General features: G+C 69.8%; 19 protein-coding genes. 2 read left to right on the top strand and 17 right to left on the bottom strand.

From position 1 onward, the window contains the following. Positions 1-18 precede the first annotated feature (18 nt). The 14 genes from nuoK to HHX30_RS07960 form a co-directional block, all read right to left on the bottom strand. Positions 19-315, bottom strand: a complete 297-nt coding sequence (gene nuoK / locus HHX30_RS08025; protein ID WP_169980986.1) for an NADH-quinone oxidoreductase subunit NuoK — start codon at positions 313-315, stop codon at positions 19-21. Further along, the gene (locus HHX30_RS08020) at positions 312-1,229 is read right to left on the bottom strand and encodes an NADH-quinone oxidoreductase subunit J (protein ID WP_169980984.1); all 918 of its coding nucleotides are present in this window, start codon (positions 1,227-1,229) and stop codon (positions 312-314) included. The genes nuoK and HHX30_RS08020 overlap by 4 nt, the downstream gene beginning before the upstream one ends. Next, the gene (gene nuoI, locus HHX30_RS08015) at positions 1,222-1,737 is read right to left on the bottom strand and encodes an NADH-quinone oxidoreductase subunit NuoI (protein WP_139574090.1); all 516 of its coding nucleotides are present in this window, start codon (positions 1,735-1,737) and stop codon (positions 1,222-1,224) included. The genes HHX30_RS08020 and nuoI overlap by 8 nt, the downstream gene beginning before the upstream one ends. Then, positions 1,724-3,085, bottom strand: a complete 1,362-nt coding sequence (gene nuoH / locus HHX30_RS08010; protein WP_169980982.1) for an NADH-quinone oxidoreductase subunit NuoH — start codon at positions 3,083-3,085, stop codon at positions 1,724-1,726. The genes nuoI and nuoH overlap by 14 nt, the downstream gene beginning before the upstream one ends. Further along, a complete protein-coding gene (locus HHX30_RS08005) occupies positions 3,082-5,436 on the bottom strand; it encodes an NADH-quinone oxidoreductase subunit G (RefSeq protein ID WP_211591788.1) in 2,355 nt (784 codons plus the stop codon). The genes nuoH and HHX30_RS08005 overlap by 4 nt, the downstream gene beginning before the upstream one ends. A 38-nt stretch (positions 5,437-5,474) precedes the next feature. Beyond that, positions 5,475-6,761, bottom strand: a complete 1,287-nt coding sequence (gene nuoF / locus HHX30_RS08000; RefSeq protein WP_169980978.1) for an NADH-quinone oxidoreductase subunit NuoF — start codon at positions 6,759-6,761, stop codon at positions 5,475-5,477. Between the two features lie 88 nt (positions 6,762-6,849). Next, complete coding sequence (gene nuoE / locus HHX30_RS07995; RefSeq protein WP_169980976.1) at positions 6,850-7,587, bottom strand: NADH-quinone oxidoreductase subunit NuoE; 738 nt, start codon at positions 7,585-7,587, stop codon at positions 6,850-6,852. After that, positions 7,584-8,900: an NADH-quinone oxidoreductase subunit D gene (locus HHX30_RS07990; RefSeq protein ID WP_169980974.1), complete on the bottom strand. Its 1,317-nt coding sequence runs from the start codon at positions 8,898-8,900 to the stop codon at positions 7,584-7,586. The genes nuoE and HHX30_RS07990 overlap by 4 nt, the downstream gene beginning before the upstream one ends. A 43-nt stretch (positions 8,901-8,943) precedes the next feature. Then, complete coding sequence (locus HHX30_RS07985) at positions 8,944-9,609, bottom strand: NADH-quinone oxidoreductase subunit C (RefSeq protein ID WP_169980972.1); 666 nt, start codon at positions 9,607-9,609, stop codon at positions 8,944-8,946. Beyond that, positions 9,606-10,157, bottom strand: coding sequence for an NADH-quinone oxidoreductase subunit B family protein (locus HHX30_RS07980; RefSeq protein ID WP_169980970.1), 552 nt, complete (start codon positions 10,155-10,157; stop codon positions 9,606-9,608). Before HHX30_RS07980 ends, HHX30_RS07985 begins: the two co-directional genes overlap by 4 nt. Positions 10,158-10,159: 2 nt before the next feature. Next, on the bottom strand, positions 10,160-10,519 hold the full coding sequence (locus HHX30_RS07975; RefSeq protein WP_079315519.1) for an NADH-quinone oxidoreductase subunit A: 360 nt from the start codon (positions 10,517-10,519) through the stop codon (positions 10,160-10,162). Positions 10,520-10,521: 2 nt separating this feature from the next. Further along, complete coding sequence (locus HHX30_RS07970) at positions 10,522-10,683, bottom strand: hypothetical protein (RefSeq protein WP_169980968.1); 162 nt, start codon at positions 10,681-10,683, stop codon at positions 10,522-10,524. Beyond that, positions 10,680-11,933, bottom strand: coding sequence for a geranylgeranyl reductase family protein (locus tag HHX30_RS07965; RefSeq protein WP_310742066.1), 1,254 nt, complete (start codon positions 11,931-11,933; stop codon positions 10,680-10,682). The genes HHX30_RS07970 and HHX30_RS07965 overlap by 4 nt, the downstream gene beginning before the upstream one ends. 163 nt (positions 11,934-12,096) lie before the next feature. Then, positions 12,097-12,819: a demethylmenaquinone methyltransferase gene (locus HHX30_RS07960; protein WP_169980966.1), complete on the bottom strand. Its 723-nt coding sequence runs from the start codon at positions 12,817-12,819 to the stop codon at positions 12,097-12,099. A gap of 218 nt (positions 12,820-13,037) precedes the next feature. Between HHX30_RS07960 and HHX30_RS07955 the strand changes: the two genes are divergently transcribed. After that, the gene (locus HHX30_RS07955) at positions 13,038-14,168 is read left to right on the top strand and encodes a hypothetical protein (protein ID WP_311922207.1); all 1,131 of its coding nucleotides are present in this window, start codon (positions 13,038-13,040) and stop codon (positions 14,166-14,168) included. On the opposite strand, the gene HHX30_RS07950 is transcribed toward HHX30_RS07955, so the two are convergent. Then, positions 14,165-14,374: a DUF4229 domain-containing protein gene (locus HHX30_RS07950; RefSeq protein WP_169980964.1), complete on the bottom strand. Its 210-nt coding sequence runs from the start codon at positions 14,372-14,374 to the stop codon at positions 14,165-14,167. The two genes, HHX30_RS07955 and HHX30_RS07950, sit on opposite strands and share 4 nt — an antisense overlap. A gap of 259 nt (positions 14,375-14,633) precedes the next feature. Between HHX30_RS07950 and HHX30_RS07945 the strand changes: the two genes are divergently transcribed. Beyond that, positions 14,634-14,855, top strand: coding sequence for a BldC family transcriptional regulator (locus HHX30_RS07945; RefSeq protein WP_079315524.1), 222 nt, complete (start codon positions 14,634-14,636; stop codon positions 14,853-14,855). Between the two features lie 113 nt (positions 14,856-14,968). Here the strand turns inward: HHX30_RS07945 and HHX30_RS07940 are convergent, their stop codons facing one another. Continuing rightward, the gene (locus HHX30_RS07940) at positions 14,969-15,205 is read right to left on the bottom strand and encodes a hypothetical protein (protein WP_030506849.1); all 237 of its coding nucleotides are present in this window, start codon (positions 15,203-15,205) and stop codon (positions 14,969-14,971) included. Positions 15,206-15,214: 9 nt separating this feature from the next. After that, entirely contained in the window at positions 15,215-15,940 is a 726-nt protein-coding gene (locus HHX30_RS07935) for a hypothetical protein (protein ID WP_169980963.1), read from the bottom strand. Positions 15,941-16,158 lie beyond the last annotated feature (218 nt).

Raw genomic sequence — 16,158 nt, 5'->3', positions numbered from 1 at the left:
GGGTTCCACGGCCACCTCTTAGTACTTCAGCAGGCTGACGTCGTCGACCGACGCGGACCTGCGGGTTCGGAAGATCGTCACGATGATGGCCAGGCCGATGACCACCTCGGCGGCGGCCACGATCATCACGAAGAACGCGATGAGCTGGCCGTCGAGGTTGCCGTTCTGCCGGGCGAAGGTGACGAACGCCAGGTTGCAGGCGTTGAGCATGAGCTCGACGCACATGAACACCACGATGGCGTTGCGCCGTACGAGCACGCCGACGCCGCCGATCGAGAACAGCAGCGCGGAGAGCACCAGGTAGTGCGTGGTCACTTGCCGTCCTCCTCGCTCCGGGCGTCAGCGCGGGCGCTGACGACCCGGCCGGCCACGACGCCCTCTTCCACCGGGCCCTCTTCGGCCATGGGCTCGGTGTCGGGACCGCCGTCCCTGGCCTCGTCGGCGACCGTCGGGGTGCTGTGCCCGTTGGCCCGCTGGGCGGCCTCCTCCTGCTCCAGCACGCGGGCGACCTCCGGGGGCAGGATGCCCTGGGACTCCTCGTACCGGGCGATGTACCGGTTGACCGACAGCGGCGAGACGGACCCGTCGGGCAGCAGCGCCGGCATGTCGATGGCGTTGTGCCGGGCGTAGGTGCCGGGGCCGGGCAGCGGCGCCGGGTTCTTGCCCGTCCTGCCGAAGGCGACGAAGCGCTGCCGGGACAGGTCCTTCTGGGTCGGCTTGGGCTCGCTGCGCTCCCGGTGCGCGAGCACCATCGCGCCGAGCGCGGCCGTGATCAGCAGCGCCGAGGTCACCTCGAAGGCGAACACGTGGCGCGTGAAGATCAGCTCGGCCAGGGAGGGCACGTTGCCCGCCTGGGTGGCGGCGGTCAGGCCCTTGGGGGCGCCGACGACCGCGTTGCCGATGCCGGCCGCGAGCAGGACGGCGAAGCCGAGCCCGCCCACGATGGCCCAGAACCGCTGGCCCCTGATCGTCTCCACGAGGGAGTCGGACGAGTCCACGCCCACGAGCATGAGCACGAACAGGAACAGCATCATGACCGCGCCGGTGTAGACGATGATCTGCACCGCCGCCAGGAACGGAGCGTCCTGAACCGCGTACAGCACCGCCAGCGAGAGCATGACGACGCCGAGCATGAGGGCCGAGTAGACGGCCCTGCGGCTGAAGACGAGTCCGAGCGCGGCGATCACCGAGACGACCGCGAGCACCCAGAACGTGATGGACTCACCCATTGCTTCGACCCAACCGGTAGTAGTCCTCCTCGGTCTCGCCGAGGCGCATCGGGTGGGGCGGCTGCTCCATGCCCGGCCCCAGCGGCGCGAGGAGCATCTCCTTGGTGTAGATCAGCGACTCGCGGCTGGAGTCGGCGAGCTCGTACTCGTTGGTCATCGTGAGCGCCCGGGTGGGACACGCCTCGATGCACAGCCCGCAGAGGATGCAGCGCAAATAGTTGATCTGGTAGACGCGGCCGTACCGCTCACCCGGCGAGAAACGCTCCTCGTCGGTGTTGTCGCCGCCCTCCACGTAGATGGCATCGGCCGGGCAGGCCCAGGCGCACAGCTCGCAGCCGACGCACTTCTCCAGCCCGTCGGGCCACCGGTTCAGCTGGTGCCTCCCGTGGAAGCGCGGCGCGGTGGGCCGCTTCTCCTCGGGATAGTTGACGGTCACCGGCTTCTTGAACATGTGGTGGAAGGTGACGCCGAATCCCTTGATCGGGTTCAGCCAATCAGTTGCTCCCACTGGTCACCTCCTTGGCGGCGTCGGAATTGAGACGCGCGGCGGGCACGACTCCGTGATAGTGCGGGGCGTCGAGCGGCGGCACGGGGAACCCGCCCGCGACCGGCTCCTCCCGCAGCTGCTCGAACTCCTCCTCGATCTGGGCGGCCTTCGCCTCCTTGCGGCGCTGGTTGACCGTGTCGAACCGGAGCCAGATCGCGAGGGCGCCGACGATGACGACCGCGCCGATGGTCATGACGACCGCACGGTTGCTGTCCGGCAGGCGCAGCGCCTTGAACGTGGCGGCCATCAGGATCCAGGCCAGGTTGACCGGGATGAGCACCTTCCAGCCGAAGGCCATGAGCTGGTCGTACCGGACACGCGGCAGCGAGGCGCGGACCCAGACGAAGAAGCCGAAGGCGATCACCAGCTTGATGAAGAACCACAGCAGCGGCCACCAGCCGGAGTTCGCGCCGTCCCACATGGAGATCGGCCACGGGGCCCGCCAGCCGCCGAAGAACAGCGTGATCGCCATCGCCGAGACCGTGAAGATGTTCACGTACTCGGCGAGCATGAACATCGCGAACTTCAGCGAGGAGGAGTACTCGGTGTGGAAGCCGCCGACCAGCTCGCCCTCACCCTCGGGGAGGTCGAAGGGCACGCGGTTCGTCTCACCCAGCATCGTGATCGCGTAGATCAGGAAGGACGGGACCAGCGAGACCACGTACCAGGACGGCATGGGGATGGACAGCGCGCCGATGTCCCAGGTGCCGCCGCTCGCCTGCTTCGCCACGATCTCGTGGGTGGACAGCGTGCCCGCCTGGAGGAACACCGCGACGAACGACAGGCCCATCGCGATCTCGTACGACACGACCTGGGCGGCCGAGCGCAGCCCGCCCAGCACGGCGTACGGCGAGCGGGAGCCCCACCCGGCGAGCACGATGCCGTAGACCCCGATCGAGGCGGTGGCCAGGACCAGCAGCACCGCGACCGGCAGGTCGGTGAGCTGCAGCGGCGTCCGGTGGCCGAACATCGAGACCACCGGCCCGAACGGCACCACCGAGAAGGCCAGGAAGGCGGGCACGGCGATGATGACCGGGGCGAGAAGGTAGATCACCTTGTCCACGGTGCGTGGCATGATGTCTTCCTTCAGGCCCATCTTCAGGCCGTCGGCCACCGACTGCAGCAGGCCGAACTTTCCGGCCCGGTTGGGGCCGTAACGGTGCTGCATGCGCGAGATGAGCTTGCGCTCGGTCCACACGCCGAACAGCACGCCCAGCATCAGGAACACGAAGATCGCGACGGCCTTGATGATGATGATCCACAGGGGATCGTGGCCGAAGTCGCTCCAGGTGGGTCCGGGGTTGTTCACGAGACGCTCCCGATCTTTACGACGTCTCCGGCGACCGCGCGCAGGTCGCGCGTGACCGACAGGCCGGCGGAGTTGGACGGCACCCACACGACACGGTCGGGCAGGTCCGCGACGCGCACCGGCACGACCACGTCGTCACCGATGGTGATCTTTCCGCCGTCGACCGCGCCGATCTCGGCGGCCGTCGCCTCCGACAGCAGCGCCGCCACCGAGCGGGCGGTCCCCGCCAGGTAGGGCTCGCCGTCCTGCAGCCGGCCGTCGTCGAGCAGCAGGTGCCAGGTCGCCAGCACGGCCTCGCCCGCCTGCGGCTCCCTGGCCGCGCGGCCCGTCACCGCGGGCGCGGCCGGGCGGGAGCCCTTCCAGGAGCCGAGCGCGGCCATCTCCCGCCGGGCGGCGGCGGGGTCGGGCAGGCCGAGGTGGACGTCCATCTGGTCGGCGATCGAGGCGATGGCGCGCAGGTCGCTCATCAGCCCGGGGACGGCCGTGGCCACACCGAACGAGCGGCCCCTGCCCTCCCAGTCGACGAACGTGCCGGACTTCTCGGCCACCGCGGCGACCGGCAGGACCACGTCGGCCCGGTCGGTGACCGCGCTGGCGCGGATCTCCAGGCTGACGATGAACGGCGTGTTCTCCAGCGCCGCCAGGGCCCGGGCCGGGTCGGGCAGGTCGTAGGGGTCCACACCCGCCACGACCAGCGCGTCGACCTCGTCGTTGAGCGCGGCCTCGATGATGCCCGCCGTGTCGCGGCCCGGCGCGTCCGGCAGCGAGCCGACGCCCCACACCCTGGCGACCTCCGCGCGGGCGGCCTCGTCGGAGGCCGGGCGGCCGATCGGCAGCAGGCCCGGCAGCGCGCCCGCCTCCAGCGCGCCGCGCTCACCGGCCCGGCGCGGCACCCAGGCGAGCCGCGCGCCGGTGGCCTGCGTGAGCCGTACGAGCGCGGACAGGGCGCCGGGGGCGGTGGCGAGCCGCTCGCCGGCGAGGACGATCGAGCCGGCGGGCAGCACGTCGCCGCCGACGAGGTCGCCGAGCGCCTCCGCCTCGGCGCCGGGCGCGGTGCGGATCAGCGTGCCCTGCATCTTGGCCAGGCCCGGCGTGGCGAACGGCGCGAGCGAGTAGACCTTCAGGCCCCGCTTGCGCGCCGCCTTGCGCAGGCGCAGGAAGACGATCGGCGACTCCTCCTCGGGCTCGAACCCGGCCAGGAGCACGGCCGGGGCCGTCTCCAGGTCGGCGTAGGAGACCTCGATGCCCTTGCCGGCGACGGCGTGGGCGAGGAAGCGCGCCTCCTCCTCGGAGTGCGGGCGGGCCCGGAAGTCGATGTCGTTGGTGCCGAGGGCGATCCGGGCGAACTTGCTGTAGGCGTAGGCGTCCTCGACCGTGAGCCGCCCGCCGACCAGCACCCCGGCCTTGCCGCGAGCCCGCAGCAGGCCCTCGGCCGCGACGGCCAGCGCGTCCGGCCAGGAGGTCGGGACGAGCTTGCCGCTCTCGTCACGGACCAGCGGCGACCGCAGGCGGTCGGGCGCGGTGGCGTACGTGAAGGCCCAGCGGCCCTTGTCGCAGTTCCACTCCTCGTTGACCTGCGGGTCGTCCCCGGCCAGGCGGCGGGTGACCTTGCCCCGGCGGTGGTCGGTGCGCAGCGAGCAGCCCGACGCGCAGTGCTCGCACGCGCTCGGCGTGGAGACCAGGTCGAACGGGCGGGAGCGGAACCGGTAGGCCGCGCCGGTCAGCGCGCCCACCGGGCAGATCTGGATGGTGTTGCCCGAGAAGTAGGACTGGAACGGCTCGCCGTCGGCGACGCCCACCTGCTCCTTGGCCCCGCGCTCGAAGAAGTCGATGAGCGGGTCACCGGCGATCTGCTCGGAGAAGCGGATGCAGCGCGCGCACTGGATGCAGCGCTCGCGGTCGAGCAGCACCTCGCTCGACAGCGGGATGGGCTTCTCGAACGTCCGCTTCTGCTCGACGAACCGGCTCTCGCCCTGGCCGTTCGACATGGCCTGGTTCTGCAGGGGGCACTCGCCGCCCTTGTCGCAGACCGGGCAGTCGAGCGGGTGGTTCAGCAGCAGCATCTCCATCACGCCGCGCTGGGCCTTCTCGGCCACCGGCGAGGTGAGCTGCGTCTTGACCACCATGCCATCGGCGACCTCGATCGCGCAGGACGGCTGCGGCTTGGGGAAGCCGCGGCCGTTGCCCGCGTCGGGGATGTCGACCAGGCACTGGCGGCAGTTGGCCGCCGGCGAGAGCAGCGGGTGGTCGCAGAACCGGGGGATCTGGATCCCCAGCAGCTCCGCGGCCCGGATGATCAGGGTGCCCTTCGGGACGCTGATCTGGAAGCCGTCGATGGTCAGGGTGACCATGTCCACGACCGGCTGCTCCGGCTGCGTCGTCTGAACTGTCACTTGGACCCCCACACCGTGGAAGCGGCGGGATCGAACGGGCAGCCGCCGATCTCGAAGTGCTTGAGGTATTCGTCGCGGAAGTGCTTCACCGACGAGTGGATCGGGCTCGTCGCGCCGTCGCCGAGGGCGCAGAACGAACGGCCGAGGATGTTGTCGGCGATGTCGGTGATGGTGGCCAGGTCGTCCTCGGTGCCCTGGCCCTTCTCCAGCCGCTTGAGCACCTGCTTGAGCCAGTAGGTGCCCTCACGGCAGGGCGTGCACTTGCCGCAGGACTCGTGCGCGTAGAACTCGGTCCACCGCATCACCGCGCGGACCACGCAGGTCGTCTCGTCGAAGATCTGCAGGGCGCGGGTGCCCAGCATCGAGCCCTTGGCCCCGACCGACTCGAAGTCGAGCGGCACGTCGAGGTGCTCGGCCGTGAAGATCGGCGTCGAGGAGCCTCCCGGCGTCCAGAACTTCAGCTCGTGGCCCTCGCGGATGCCGCCCGCCATGTCGAGCAGCTCGCGCAGCGTGATGCCCAGCGGGGCCTCGTACTGGCCCGGCCGGGTCACGTGGCCCGACAGCGAGAAGATGCCGAAGCCCTTGGACTTCTCGGTGCCCATCCCGGCGAACCAGTCGGCGCCGTTGGCGATGATGCTCGGCACGCTCGCGATCGACTCGACGTTGTTGACCACCGTCGGGGAGGCGTACAGGCCGGCGACCGCCGGGAACGGCGGCTTGAGCCGGGGCTGGCCGCGGTAGCCCTCCAGCGAGTCGAGCAGCGCGGTCTCCTCGCCGCAGATGTACGCCCCGGCGCCGCTGTGCACGACGAGTTCGAGGTCGTAGCCCGAGCCGAAGATGTCCGTCCCGAGGTAACCCTTCTCGTACGCCTCACGAACCGCGGCCTGCACCCGGCGGATGACGTGGACCACCTCACCGCGGATGTAGATAAACGCGTGGTTGGCCCGGATGGCGTAGGACGCGATGATCACGCCTTCGACCAGCGCGTGCGGGTTGGCCATCATGAGCGGGATGTCCTTGCAGGTCCCCGGCTCCGACTCGTCGGCGTTGACGACGAGGTAGTGGGCCTTGCCGTCGCCCTGCGGGATGAAGCCCCACTTCATGCCGGTGGGGAAGCCCGCGCCGCCGCGGCCGCGCAGGCCCGAGTCCTTCACCGCCTGGATGACGGCGTCGGGGTCCATGCCCAGGGCCTTCTTGGCGGCCGCGTACTCGCCGTACCCGTCGAGGGTGAACGAGTCGTCCTGGTCCCAGTTCCTCGTCAGGATCGGCGTAAGCTGTGTCATTTGGTCGCTCACCGCTCCTCGTTCGCTGCGCGGGCCGCTCGTACCTCGCGGACCGCTCCGCTCACTGCGTCGGGTTCTCTCCGCGTTGTCATTCCGAGCTCCCCTCGGCCTTGGGGGCCTCCCAGCCGTTGGCCTTGGCGACCTTCAGGCCCTCCAGCGACGGGCCGGCGGCCGACGGGCCCTCGGCGGCCTGGCCGTCGGGGAAGCCGGCGAGGACCCGGGACGCCTCCTTGAACGTGCACAGCCGGCGCGGGCCGCGCGTGGGCGCGACCTCCTTGCCGGCGCGCAGGTCGTCGACGAGCTGCCTGGCCGACTCCGGGGTCTGGTTGTCGAAGAACTCCCAGTTGACCATCATGACCGGCGCGAAGTCGCAGGCGGCGTTGCACTCCAGCCGCTCCAGCGTGATCTTGCCGTCCTCGGTGGTCTCGTCGTGGCCGACGCCCACGTGCTCGCTGAGCTCTTCCCAGATCTGGTCGCCGCCCATGACCGCGCACAGCGTGTTGATGCAGACGCCGACGTTGTACTCGCCGGCCGGCTTGCGCTTGTACATGGTGTAGAAGGTCGCGACGCCGACGACCTCGGCCTTGGACAGGCCCAGCATCTCGGCGCAGAACTCCTGCCCGGCGTCGGAGATGTAGCCGTCCTCCGACTGCACCAGGTGCAGCAGCGGCAGCAGCGCCGAACGCGGCCGGGGGTAGCGGCCGATGATCTCCTTGGCGTCCGTCTCCAGACGCTCGCGGACCTCGGGCGCGTAACCCGTGCTCATGGTCGCGCTCCCCTCCTCATTCGCAACGCGGGCGGCCTGAACCGGCGGCTTGCCGCTCATCGGTCCACACCTCCCATGACCGGGTCGATCGAGGCGACCGCGGAGATGACGTCGGCGACCATGCCGCCCTCGCACGTCGCGGGCACCGCCTGCAGGTTCGTGAACGACGGGTCGCGGAAGTGGACCCGGTAGGGCCGGGTGCCGCCGTCGCTGACCACGTGCGCGCCCAGCTCGCCACGCGGCGACTCGACCGAGGCGTACGCCTGCCCGGCCGGCACCCGGAAGCCCTCGGTCACCAGCTTGAAGTGGTGGATCAGGGCCTCCATCGAACTGCCCATGATGTGGGCGATGTGGTCGGGCGAGTTGCCGAGGCCGTCGGGGCCGAGCGCGAGCTGCGACGGCCAGCCGATCTTCTTGTCCTCGATCATCACCGGGCCGCCCTTGAGCGGGCCGGACAACCGGTCGAGCGCCTGCTCGACGATCTTGAGGGACTCCTCCATCTCGGCCATGCGCACGAGATAACGGCCGTACACGTCGCAGGTGTTCTGTGTCGCCACCTCGAACTCGTACGTCTCGTAGCCACAGTAGGGCTGAGACTTGCGCAGGTCCCACGGCAGGCCGGCGGCGCGCAGCATGGGCCCGGTGATCCCGAGCGCCATGCACCCGGTCAGGTCGAGGTAGGCCACGTCCTTGGTGCGCCGGGTGTAGACCGGGTTGGCGTCGAGGAGCTTGCGCATCTCCTTGATCCGCCCCGGCATGATCTTGAGGAACTCGCCGATCTTGTCGACGGCGCCGGCCGGCAGGTCGACGCTGACGCCGCCCGGCCGGACGTACGCCATGTTCATCCGCAGACCGGTGATGTACTCCATCAGGTCGAGCACCATCTCGCGCTCGCGGAAGCCGAACAGCATCGGCGTCGTCGCGCCCAGCTCCAACCCGAACGTCGCGATCGCGACGAGGTGGGAGGAGATCCGGGTGAGCTCCATCGTCAGGACCCGGAGGGCCTGCGCCCGATCCGGGATCCTGTCGGTGATCCCGAGAAGCTTCTCGACCCCCATGCAGTAGGCGGTCTCGTTGAAGATCGGCGCGAGATAGTCCATGCGGGTGACGAACGTGACCCCCTGGGTCCACGTCCGGTACTCCATGTTCTTCTCGATGCCGGTGTGCAGGTAGCCGATCACCGTGCGGGCCTCGGTCACGGTCTCGCCGTCGAGGGTCAGCACGAGCCGGAGCACACCGTGCGTCGACGGGTGCTGCGGGCCCATGTTGACGACGAGGCGTTCCTCGGCCGACTCACTGACGGTCTTGACCAGTTCGTCCCAGTCCTGACCGGCGACGTCGTAGATCCGGCCCTCGGTCTCGGTGGTGCTCACGACGCTCTCCTCGCTGCCCTCGTCCAGTCGTGCAGGTCGACGCTCACGAGTACGACCTCCTCCGGTCCGGCGCGGGGACCTCGGCGCCGCGGTACTCCACCGGAATGCCGCCGAGCGGGTAGTCCTTGCGCTGCGGGTGCCCCTCCCAGTCGTCCGGCATCTCGATCCGGGTCAGCGCCGGGTGGCCGTCGAAGACGATTCCGAAGAAGTCGTACGTCTCGCGCTCGTGCCAGTCGTGCGTGGGGTAGACCTGAACCGTGGAGGGGATGTGCGGGTCGGCGTCGGGGCAGGAGACCTCCACCCGGACGCGCCGGTTGTGCGTGATGGAGCACAGGTGGTAGACGGCGCGCAGCTCCGCACCGGTCTCCTCGGGGTAGTGGACCCCCGAGACGCCGAGCGACAGCTCGAACCGCAGCGCCGGGTCGTCACGCAGGTGCTTCATCACCTCGGGCAGCCGCTCGCGCCGCACGTGGAAGGTGATCTCCCCGCGGTCGACGACCACGCGCTCGATCGCGTCGGCGAACGCCGGCTCCAGCGCGTCGGCCACCTCGTCGAAGTACGACCCGTACGGCCGGCTGCTGGACAGCTTCGGCGGACGGCGGACGACCAGACGGTTGTAGCCGGAGGTGTCGCCGGTGTCCTTGACGCCGAACATGCCCCTGCGGGCGACGGGCTCCTCGGGCAGCCCGGGCAGGTTCTCGGTGGTCACTTCCCGGCCCCCTGGTCGATCAGCGGCAACGTGCGCAGCGCCTGGAGCTCGAGCTCCTCGATCTGCTTCTCGCGGTGCGCGCCGAACTTCATGTTCTGGATCTTGTCGTGTAGCTTCACGATGGCGTCGATCAGCATCTCCGGGCGCGGCGGGCAGCCGGGCAGGTAGATGTCGACCGGCACCACGTGGTCCACGCCCTGGACGATGGCGTAGTTGTTGAACATGCCGCCGCTGGACGCGCAGACGCCCATCGCGATGACCCACTTGGGCTCGGCCATCTGGTCGTAGATCTGGCGGAGGACGGGCGCCATCTTCTGCGACAGCCGGCCGGCCACGATCATGAGGTCGGCCTGCCGCGGGGAGGCGGAGGCACGCTCCATGCCGAAGCGGGCCAGGTCGTGCTTCGGGCCGCCGGTGGCCATCAGCTCGATGGCGCAGCACGCGAGACCGAAGGTCGCCGGCCAGACGGAGTTCTTCCGGGCCCAGCCCGCCACCTGCTCGACGGTGGTGAGGATGAACCCGCTCGGGAGTTTCTCTTCAAGACCCATGGCTAATCCCAATCGAGGCCGCGACGCCGCCAGACGTAGGCGTACGCCACGAGAACGGTGACGATGAACAGCACCATCTCGACCAGCCCGAACACGCCGAGTTTGTCGAAGGCCACCGCCCACGGATAGAGGAAGATGATCTCGATGTCGAACACGATGAACAACATCGCGGTGATCATGTACTTCAGCGGGAATCGGCCGCCGCCGACCGGCTGCGGAGTGGGCTCGATGCCGCACTCGTAGGCGTCCAGCTTCGCGCGGTTCCAGCGCTTCGGCCCGGTGAATGGCGCGATGCTCACGGAGAACACGGCGAATCCCGCCGCGAGGACCGCGAGCACCACGATCGGCACATACAGCTCCATGGCTACATGTCCTCGCTTACTCGATGAATTTGGGCGATCACGAGAATGCCGGAGAGCGCGGCCGGCCGGGCGGCCACCTGCGGGGCCGGGGGCGACGTGCGCATCGTCTCGGTCATGCGGGCTTCAGTCATGCGGGCTTCAGTCATGCTGGCTTCGGCGATCATGATGGCGGAGCCACCTTGGACAGGGCGTTGATTATGCGGTCGGAGACGTCGCCCCGCCGGTCTGTGAGATTAGCGAGCAGCTTGAAGGCGAATCTCATCAGGGTGGGATGGGGCATCCCGTGCCGGGTGGCGAAGCTCATCACACCCGGCCTCCCGATCGCCTCCACGAACAGGCGGCCGAGGGTGAAGTATCCGCCATGGGCGTCTTTGAGCATACGGGGATACGCGAGTAATACGCGCTCACGCTGGGCGGGCGTCGGCCGGGACAGCGCCTGGACGATCACTTCGGCCGCGGTCCTGCCGGTCTCCATGGCGTACGCGATGCCCTCGCCGTTGAACGGGTTGATCGAGCCGCCCGCGTCGCCGACGAGAACCAGCCCGCGGGCGTAGTGCGGCTGCCGGTTGAAGCCCATCGGCAGCGCGGCGCCCCTGATCGGGCCCGTCATGTTCTCCTCGGTGAAGCCCCACTCCTCCGGAGTGTTCTTCATCCACCGCCGCAGCAGGTCGCGGTAGTCGATGTTCTTGAACGCCTCGCTGGTGTTCAGCAGGCCGAGGCCGACGTTGGAGGTACCGTCGCCGACGGGGAAGATCCAGCCGTAGCCGGGCAGCAGCCGGTCGCCGTCCCAGAGCTCGAGCCACGTCTCCAGGTAGTCGTCGTCGTGGCGGGGGCTCTTGTAGTAGGTGCGCACCGCCACGCCCATCGGGCGGTCCTCACGCTTGTGCAGGCCCAACGCGATCGACAGCCGGGTCGAGTTGCCGTCGGCCGCCACCACGAGCCGCGAGCGGTAGGACACCTCCTCGCCGTCCGCCTTGGCCGTCACGCCCACGACGTGGCCGCTGCGCTCGTCGAGCAGTGGGCCTGTAACGTTCACGCCCTCGCGCAGCCGGACGCCCGCGCGCTCGGCGTGCCTGGCGAGGATCTGGTCGAAGTCGGCGCGGGTGCGCACGAGGCCGAAGTCGGGGTAGCTCGACAGCTCGGGCCAGTCGAGTTCGAGGCGCACGCCGCCGCCGTAGACGCGCAGCCCCTTGTTCCTGATCCAGCCGGGCGCGTCGATGTCGACGCCCATGGCGACGAGTTCCTTCACCGCCCGCGGGGTCAGTCCGTCACCGCAGACCTTCTCCCTGGGGAAGCGCGTCTTCTCCAGGAGCAGCACGTCGAGACCGGCGCGGGCGAGGTGAAAGGCCGTCGTGGCGCCCGCGGGGCCCGCGCCGACGACGATGACGTCGGCGTCGACCTCTCTCCGCGTCACGCGGGTTCGCTCACTCACGGGGGACCTGTCCGTTCCAGGGAAGGAAGGCCTCGAAATTGGTTTAGACCTTCGTGCCTTTGTGAACAACTTCACAAACTGTCGCGCCGCAGTCTAACCCCTATCCGGGGCGAAGTGTCAGAGGGGTATGGCCAAGCTCGTCTCATCACGCTTTGACCGCCCGGTGCAGGGCCACGACGCCGAGCGTGAGGTTGCGCCAGGCCACCTTCCGCCAGCCCGCTCCCTGGATGATCCGCGCCAGCGCCTCCTGGTCCGGCCAGGCCCGGATCGACTCGGCGAGGTACTCGTAGGACTCGGGATTCGAGCTGACCATCCGGGCCACCGGTGGCAGCAGCTTCATCAGGTACTGCGAGTAGACGAGGTCGAACGACTTCGGCGTCGGCCGGGAGAACTCGCAGATCACCAGCCGGCCGCCCGGGCGGGTCACCCGCAGCATCTCGCCCAGCGCCTGTTCGGTGTCGGCCACGTTGCGCAGGCCGAAGGAGATCGTCACTGCGTCGAACGTCTCGTCGCGGAACGGCAGGCGCAGCGCGTCGCCCGCGACGAACGTCACCCCGCGCACGCCCCCGCCGTACAGACCGGAACCGCCGCGCCGCTCGACGCCGGTGCGGAGCATGCCGAGCGAGAAGTCGCACGCGATCGCCCGCGCCCCGAGCGCGGTGAACGCGTCGGTCGAGGTGCCGGTGCCCGCGGCGAGGTCGAGAACCAGCTCGCCGGGCCCCGCGTCGATCGCCGCCGCGGTGGCCTTCCGCCACAGGCGGTCCTGGCCCAGCGAGAGGACGTCGTTGACCAGGTCGTAGCGCCGGGCCGTGCGATCGAACATCGCGGCGACCTCGTGCGGCTGCTTGTCCAGCGATGCGCGCGTCATGCAGGCAAGCCTAGGACGCGACGGGCGTGCCCCCTCACCACCGCCACCGGATGAGCGGAACGTAGTTCTCCGATTACGTTGAGTCTGCTAGAAATTGGGGAATGCGCGTCACCACCGCACTGCTTCCGGTCGCATCGCTCGTCACATGCGCCGCCCTTCTCCCAGCCGCCACGGCGTCCGCCGGCATCCGGCAGCCCCGTGCGGTGTCGGAGAATCCGGTGGACATCACACCGCACGTGCTCGACGGCGTCGTGACCGCGTTCGCGCTGGTCGGCCGCACCGTCGTGGTGGGTGGCGAGTTCAGCGCGGTCCGCGAGGCCCGGGGCGGGGAGGACCTGCCGCGGGCGAACGTCTTCGCCTTCGACCTCTACACCGGGCGCGTCCTGCGCGACTTCGCGCCGGACCTCGACGGGCCGGTGGCCGCGCTGGCCGCCGGTCCCGGCGACACGGTCTTCGTGGGCGGCGCCTTCAACGTGCCCTCCCGGGCCCTGGTCCGCCTCCGCTTGTCCGACGGCGCCGTCGACGACGATTTCTCCGCCCCTGTCTACGGCGGGGACGTCACCAGCCTGGTACGGCTGGGCGGCGCGCTCTACGTGGGCGGCGACTTCGGCAGGATCGGCCGGAGCCCGCGCACCGCGCTGGCCCGGGTGGACGCCGAAACCGGCGCGGTCGACCCCCGGTTCACCGTCACGCCCGGCGACGGGCGCCGCGGCGATCCGCGGATCTACGCGATGGCCGCCGTCCGCGACCGCTTAGTGGTGGACGGCTCGTTCACCACGCTCGACGGCCTGCGCCGCCCGCAGCTCGGCGTGATCGACCTGACGACCGGGCGGGTGGCCGACTGGCACACCGAGGCGTACGCCCCGGCGTGCAAGCCGGACTTCCCGTCGTACGTGCGCGGGCTCGACCTGTCCCCGGACGGGCGCTACTTCGTGGTCGTCACGACCGGCGGGGCGGCGCGCGGCACCTCGAAGCTGTGCGACTCGGCCGCCAGGTTCGAGACGTACGCGAAGGGCGAGGCGATCCGCCCGACCTGGGTGAACCTGACCGGAGGCGACTCCCTGTACGCGGTCGCGGTCACGGGGTCCGCCGTCTACGTGGGCGGACACCAGCGCTGGCTGGACAACCCGCGCGGCGCCGACACGGCGGGCCGGGGGGCGGTCCACCGGCCCGGCATCGGGGCGATCGACCCGGTCAGGGGCAGGGCGCTGCGCTGGAACCCGACGAGGGAAAGGGGAATCGGGGTAAAGGCCTTCCTGACCGTAAAGACAGGTCTTTTGGTGGGAAGCGACACGACGGAGCTCGGGCATGAGTACCATGCCCGCGTCGGCATGTTCCCGGCGACCTAGTTCTTCCCCGTCTCCCGCCGTTTCCCGGCGATGCGCTCGCTCACCGCGTCGCGCTGTTTGGACAGCAGCACATAGCTGGCCAGACCGCTGACCAGGACGGCGAGCAGGAGAAGCGGGAACGACCGCAGGCCGACGAGATACAGGACGCCGAGAGCGACGGCGAACAGCCCGAGGCGTGAAAGGGTGTAAACGACAACCGGATGCACAGCGTCGAGGTTACGTCACCCTCCCGGCCCGCCCGTCTCTCTTCGCATCTGCTGCGGGCACTGCTAGTGTTCACAACAAGGCGCTTTTGTAAAGAAACACCCATGAGCGCCCCAAAGAGGCTCTATCATATAACAATCGGGCACTGAGCCGGTAACAACCCGTGATCTTCTCCGAAAACCACGGATAAATCAGGCTTCGCTCGGCACACTGGTTACCTGTCCGCCCGCTGCAGGACGCGGGACGCGAGGGGGAGAGATTGTGGAGAGTAGCAGCGAGCGACTGCTGACTCCTGGAGAGGTTGCCGCTCTCTTCAGGGTCGACCCGAAGACCGTGACCCGTTGGGCCGCGGCCGGGCGCATCAGCAGCATCCGTACCCCCGGGGGGCACAGGCGGTTCCGTGAATCGGAAGTGCACGCCCTCCTTCGCGGTGAGGACGTCCTCACGGCCGAAAGGCCGAACGGCGACTCCCCGCGAGTCTGACGCAGTACCAGCACCAGGTGATCCTGCGCGCTACCCGGACGCCGCAGGGTCACCGGAGTCAGTCCCACATCGAGTCTGCGTTCCCGGCCTGTCCTGCTCCCTTGCCGGGTACGTCAGTCCTGCTCCGCCTTGAAGGCCAGGAACGCCTGCTCGAGCGCGTCGTCGCCCTCACGCCAGCGGCGCCGGCGCTCGGCGTCCTCCTCCTCGGTGATCGACTCGGCCAGCCAGCGTTCGTAGTCGGGCTCGCCCGGCGCGACCTCCACGTACGCGTTGCCGATCAGGCGCCCGTCATCGGTGGTCAGTGACCGGGGCACGCGCAGCGTCCCGTCGCCGAGCCGGATCACGTACATCCGAATCACCTAGATTCCGTAACGCCGGTTGAAGAAGAGCATGACGTTGAGGGCCGTCCGCGTGTCGCCGCCCAGCATGTCGACCAGGGCCGGACGCTGCCGGGACGCGATCGCCGCGAACGCGTCGGCGAAGAACTCCTTGCGCCCCAGGCCGCCGGGCTGCCGGTGGAACGACGACGCGAACAGCGGCAGGCACTCCTCGTAGAGCGCCGCGAACTCCGGGGAGTCCGACACCCACTCTCCCGGACCCGCGTCCACGTCGTCCAGCGCATGCCCGACTTCGTGCATCATCACGTCGGGCGTCGGCGACGGCCGGTCCCCCACCACGATCTTGCGGTCGCCGTACGCGCCGGCGCAGATGTCCCAGGTGGCCCGTCCCGACGGCAGCGGCGCGCCGCGCAGGTAGCCCATGTCGTCCAGATCGGGCACCCCTCCGCGCCCGACGTAGATGCCTTCGAGCCCGATGGCGAGCTTGGTCTTGAGCTGCTCGGGCAGCCTCGCCAGGCTGTCCACGGCCCGTACGGCGTCGGCGGACGGAGGCCCTTCGGCGGCGTCCCACTCGCGGTACAGGATGCGTTCCAGGGGCCCGCAGTGCCGTCTGCCGTCGCGCAGGTCGGGTGCGTCGGGCGGGTGGGGCGCGGCCCGCGTCGGCAGGTCGTCGAGCTCGAAGTCCTGCCAGGTGTACTGCGGCCGGTCGTCCACCACGGGTGCGGTGACCGTGTGGACCCGGTCCACCGGCCGCTCCGGCGGCCAGCCGGCCGCCCATTCGCCGCCCCGCTGCGCATCCCACTGGGTGTCCCGCTCCGCGCGGCGGCCCTGCGGTCGCTCCGTGGGCCGGTCCCGGTCGCGTTCCGCCGCCCACTCAGAGGTTCGGTCGGAAGCACGATCGGCAGCACGATCGCGAGGGCGTTCGGGGGCGTCCGTCCGGCGGTGGGAGGACAAATAGGGCCCTC

It is taken from the genome of Microbispora sp. H10836 (genome assembly GCF_012999525.1).
GTDB lineage: Bacteria > Actinomycetota > Actinomycetes > Streptosporangiales > Streptosporangiaceae > Microbispora.
The sequence above is the reverse complement of the archived record's forward strand: the minus strand, read 5'-3'. Positions and strand labels throughout refer to the sequence as shown.